The sequence below is a fragment of the Amycolatopsis thailandensis genome (genome assembly GCF_002234405.1).
GTDB classification, from domain to species: Bacteria; Actinomycetota; Actinomycetes; order Mycobacteriales; family Pseudonocardiaceae; genus Amycolatopsis; species Amycolatopsis thailandensis.
Genome location: NZ_NMQT01000219.1, coordinates 1 through 4,731, shown reverse-complemented (window position 1 = coordinate 4,731; position 4,731 = coordinate 1). Strand labels below are relative to the sequence as shown.

The window sequence follows — 4,731 nt, the reverse complement described above, 5'->3', positions numbered from 1 at the left end:
GAAGATCCGGGACACTCAACGTCCCGATCTTCCGTTGATCAAGACCGTGCTGGTCACGTCCAGGTGGCAGACGAGGTGGCGGGGGAAGATTCCGGACGTTGAACGTCCGGAATCTTCCCCCGTCGACCGCACCGGCCTCCAGCACGAGCTTCATCCGGCACCGAGACGAAGCAGGTCCCCGTCCGTGGAGGATTTGGGACGCTGAGCGCCCCAAATCCTCCACACTCGACCACCGGCCACACCGGTGCGCAGATAAATACGAGTCCGTCAGAACACGACTTGCCACTCACGACCATCTGAACCCGACTCGGCCCCGCCGCGCCACCGCCCTGCGTCACGACCCGTCGGGACCCGAACGACCACAACTTCTGGGGTCACCCACCCCCGAGTTACCCCCAGGGGTTGTGCACAGCGTTAGGCCAAAGACGTGAAAAGCTGTGGATAACCCTGGGGATGACTCCACTTCCTGTGGACAACTCCCGGTGAGGCCTCCGGAGTGTGGTATAGGCCGAAGACTCAGAAGAGCAGCTGCGCGACCGCGTAGATGACCAGTCCGGCGAGCGCGCCGACCACCGTGCCGTTGATCCGGATGAACTGGAGATCCCGGCCCACCTGGAGCTCGATCTTGCGCGAGGTCTCCTCGGCGTCCCAGCGCTCCACGGTGTCGGTGATGATCGTGGTGATCTCCTTGGAGTAGTGGGTGACGACGTAGGCCGCCGCGCCCTCCACCCAGGTGTCCACTTTGGACCGGATCTGATCGTCGGAGACCAGCCGTTCACCGAGGGTCTCGAGGCCGGTGCGCACGCGGCGCCGCAGCTCGCTCGACGGGTCCTCGGCGGCGTTGAGGAGCATCTCCTTCGCCGTCGCCCACGCCGAGCCGATCAGCTTCTGCACCTCGTCGTGCCCCAGCATCTGGGCCTTGACCTGCTCGGCGCGCGCCATCACCTCGGGGTCGGTCTGGAGGTCCTGGGCGAACTCGCCGAGGAACTTGTCCAGCGCCAGCCGCATGGGGTGGTTGACGTCGGTCTTCACCGCCCACACGAAGGACAGCACCTCGCCGTAGACCTTGTCCGCGAGCATCTCGTCGACGAACTTCGGCGACCAGCTCGGCGCCCGGTCCGAGACCACGCGCAGCATCGTCGTGTGGTTGTCCCGCACCCATTCGTAGGCGCGGTCGCACATCAGGTCCACCAGCTTGTGGTGCGCCCCGTCGGCGAACACGCCTTCCAGGATCTTCCCGAGCGGCGGGCCCCACGGCTTGTCCACGATCCGCTTGACCACGGCCTGTTCCATGATCGCCTGGACGTCTTCGTCACGGAGCACCTTGACCGCGGCCCGTACGACGGTGGCCAGTTCGGACGTCACGCGTTCGGCGTTCTTCGGCTGCGAAAGCCAGCCGCCGAGCCGCTTCGACACCTCGACCCGGCTCAGCTTCTCGCGGATCACGGACTCGGACAAGAAGTTCGAGCCGACGAAGTCGCCGAGGCTGCTGCCCAGCGCGTCCTTCTTGTTCGGGATGATCGCGGTGTGCGGGATCTTGATCCGCAGCGGATGCCGGAACAGCGCCGTCACCGCGAACCAGTCGGCGAGCGCGCCGACCATCCCGGCTTCGGCGGCGGCGCGGACGTAGCCGACCCAGGCAGGCCAGCCCGCGGCCTCGGCCCAGCTGGTCAGCAAAAAGATCACCGTCGCCCCGAGCAGGAACGACAGCGCGACCATCTTCATCTTGCGCAGGCCGCGGCGCTTCTCCTCCTCGGCGGCGCTTCCACCTGGCGGATCGGCTGGGGTCACCTTGGCGGGCGTCAGTTGCTCCACACGGCCATTGTCCGTGAGGATGGCTGATCGTGCGCGAACCTCTCCTCGTACCCCGCCTCCAGCCCTTCACGTCGACCATCTTCGCGGAGATGACGGCACTCGCCGTCCGCCACGAAGCCGTCAACCTCGGCCAGGGGTTCCCCGACACCGACGGGCCCGCCGAGATGCTCGACGCCGCCAAGAACGCGCTGTTCGGGGGCGCGAACCAGTACCCGCCGGGTCCCGGACGGCCGGAGTTGCGCGCGGCGATCGCGCGCCATCGTCTCCGGTACGGCGTCGAGTACGACCCCGACACGGAGATCCTGGTCACCGCCGGTGCCACCGAGGCCATCGCGGCGTCGCTGATCGCGCTGACGCAGGCGGGCGACGAGGTCATCGTCATCGAGCCCTACTACGACTCGTACGCGGCCGCGGTCGCCATGGCGGGCGCGGAACGGCGTGTCGTCGGCCTGGTGGAACGCGACGGCCGGTTCGCGCTGGACGTCGAGGGCCTGCGCGCCGCGGTGACCGGCCGGACCAGGGCGATCCTGATCAACTCGCCGCACAACCCGACCGGCACGGTGTTCACCCGCGCCGAACTGGAAGCCGTCGCCGCGCTCTGCGTGGAGCACGACCTGATCGCGATCACCGACGAGGTGTACGAGCACCTGGTCTTCGACGACGCCGAGCACTTCCCGCTCGCGACCTTCCCCGGCATGCGCGATCGCACGGTTTCGATCTCCAGCGCGGGCAAGACGTTCAACTGCACCGGCTGGAAGATCGGCTGGGTCTGCGCGAGCCCGGACCTGGTCGCGGCGGTGAAGGCCGCGAAGCAGTTCATCACCTTCGTCTCGGGCGGGCCGTTCCAGCCGGCCGTCGCCTACGCGCTGGACCACGAGGTGCCCTGGGCCGAGGAGCTGCGCACGAGCCTTCAAACCAAACGGGACCGGCTCGCGGCCGGTCTCGCGGAGGCCGGATTCGCCGTCCGGCCGACCGCGGGGACGTACTTCGTCTGCGTCGACGTGCGTCCGCTCGGCTTCGACGACGCCGCCGAACTGGCTTGGCAGCTCCCCGAACGAGTGGGGGTGGCAGCCGTGCCCGTAAAGGTGTTCACCGATCACCCGGAAGAGTGGAAACACCTGCTGCGGTTCGCGTTCTGCAAGCGCAACGAGGTAATCGACGAAGCGGTCACCCGATTGCGCAAACTCCAGTGACTCGTCCGATGTCCATCACGCCCAGCCGCCCTTCTCAAGGATGCGTCCGAGCCTGTCCAGACACCGTCTTCGCAACCTGCCCACACTGGCCGGACTGATCCCCAGTTCCCCCGCGAGCTGCGCGTAGGACAGTTCCGGCCGGTGCGCGAGCAGCCACATCAGGCGCCGGTGGACGTCCGGCAGGAGGTCGACCGCCGCCCAGAGCGCGCGGTCGATCTCGGCGCGGACGACCACGGCCTCCGGGGTCGGCCCGACACCCGGGGTCAGTTCGGCGTCCCGGAGCGGGCGCGGATTTTCGCGCCTGTTCCTGGTGATCATCCGGACCGCGCGGCGCCGCGCGGTGGTCGTCAGCCAAGCCCCGAGTTTCGCTTCGTCGCGTAGCGCGCCCGGCGCGCGGAGCAGTTCCAGCCAGGCGTCCTGACAAACGTCGTGAGCGTCCGATTCGGTCAGGCGATAGGTCTTCAGCACGCCGAGCACCGCCGCCGAAACCGCTTTCACGTCCCACATCCCGGACTCTCCTCTCCAGACGGCCCGCGACCGCCGCGTCGATCACCGAACGCGACTTCGACGGCACACACCGCAGCAGGGATCCGGAAAAGGTCAGGTCACCAAGGATTTGAGTAGTTCCACCCGGGCCCGGATGGCCGCTCGGCACACACCGAGAGTGATCAACTTCGGTACTCCATGCACCGGAGCCGGTTGCGTCGTTCCGCCTAACGGGCTGGATCGACGGCGGCTTAAGTGAAACACTCGCCTCCGGTGCTAAAACTGGTGCAGCCCCGGGGGAACTGCGACCTGACCGGAAGAGACCCCAAGAAAGATCGAACTCACGCGGAGAACGTGGGTTTCAGGCGCGGACGGTGGTGATTGCTGTGAGTGGTGCGGCAGTCGTGTCCCGTCACGGCCTCACCTCACCGAAGACCGGCTTGCGAATTCTTTTCGCGGGCGGGCTCGCGCTCACGGGATGGCTTCTCGGTGCCGTCCTTTCCACCCCGGCTTCCGCCGAAGAACAGACCGCCGTGACACCGGAGACCTCCGTGGTCCAGCCCGCGAACGAAGCGGGATCCGGGAAAACGACTACCCCCGAGGAGTCCACTTCGGACTCCAGTGCGACCGAGACCACGAAACCCGCCGAAACCCCGAAGACCGAATCCCCGAAGGAAGAGCCCGCTCCTGTTTCGAGCAAGGAGCCCGAGGCCACGTCTTCCGAGAGCACGGTCGAGGAAAAGGCCGTTTCGGCCGCGAGTTCCGTCGAGAAGTCTTCTTCTCCGGAACCGGAAAAGAAGACCGCGAAGCCCCAGTCGTCCGGCGGTTTGCTGGGCGGTCTCCTCGGCGGCGTACTGAATCTCGTCACGGACACGGTCGGCGGAGTCGTCGAAACCGTCGGCGGGGTCGTCGGCGGAATCGGCGAACACGTCGTCGAACCGATCGTCAAACCGGGTCCGTGCTGCGGATCGGGCACTCCGGGGCTCCTGCCGGGCGCCGGCGACGTGCTCGACCCCGTCTTCGGCGGCGGCTCCGGCCAGTCGGCGGGTGGCTCGGTCACCATCGCCGTCCCGGCCAAGACAGCCACGACGCCCACGTCCGAGCCGACCACGCCGGATCCGCGCCCGTTCGTCCCCGCCACGACGCCCACACCGGCGCCCGCCGTCCAGAACCACCGCGTCACCGCGCTGCCGGTGCAGCTCAAGACCGACGCCAAGCCCGCCCCCGCCGCGCCGCG

The 4,731-nt window shown here is 67.8% G+C and carries 4 protein-coding genes; 2 read left to right on the top strand and 2 right to left on the bottom strand.

Translation table 11 applies throughout. From position 1 onward, the window contains the following. Window positions 1–516 precede the first annotated feature (516 nt). The gene (locus CFP71_RS41635; RefSeq protein ID WP_093939375.1) at window positions 517–1,815 is read right to left on the bottom strand and encodes a DUF445 domain-containing protein; all 1,299 of its coding nucleotides are present in this window, start codon (window positions 1,813–1,815) and stop codon (window positions 517–519) included. A gap of 29 nt (window positions 1,816–1,844) precedes the next feature. Here CFP71_RS41635 and CFP71_RS41630 point away from each other — a divergent pair, with 29 nt between their 5' ends. Further along, entirely contained in the window at window positions 1,845–3,008 is a 1,164-nt protein-coding gene (locus CFP71_RS41630; protein ID WP_093939374.1) for a pyridoxal phosphate-dependent aminotransferase, read from the top strand. Between the two features lie 15 nt (window positions 3,009–3,023). Here the strand turns inward: CFP71_RS41630 and CFP71_RS41625 are convergent, their stop codons facing one another. After that, entirely contained in the window at window positions 3,024–3,515 is a 492-nt protein-coding gene (locus tag CFP71_RS41625; protein WP_093939373.1) for an RNA polymerase sigma factor, read from the bottom strand. 419 nt (window positions 3,516–3,934) lie between these two features. Here CFP71_RS41625 and CFP71_RS41620 point away from each other — a divergent pair. Continuing rightward, window positions 3,935–4,731 (top strand): hypothetical protein (locus CFP71_RS41620; protein WP_244200031.1); only part of this gene is annotated, 797 nt, incomplete at its 3' end.

Bases quoted from the DNA above. Each gene is read 5' to 3' on its own strand.
- CFP71_RS41625 (WP_093939373.1), bottom strand. From the start codon at position 3,515: ATGTGGGACGTGAAAGCGGTTTCGGCGGCGGTGCTCGGCGTGCTGAAG.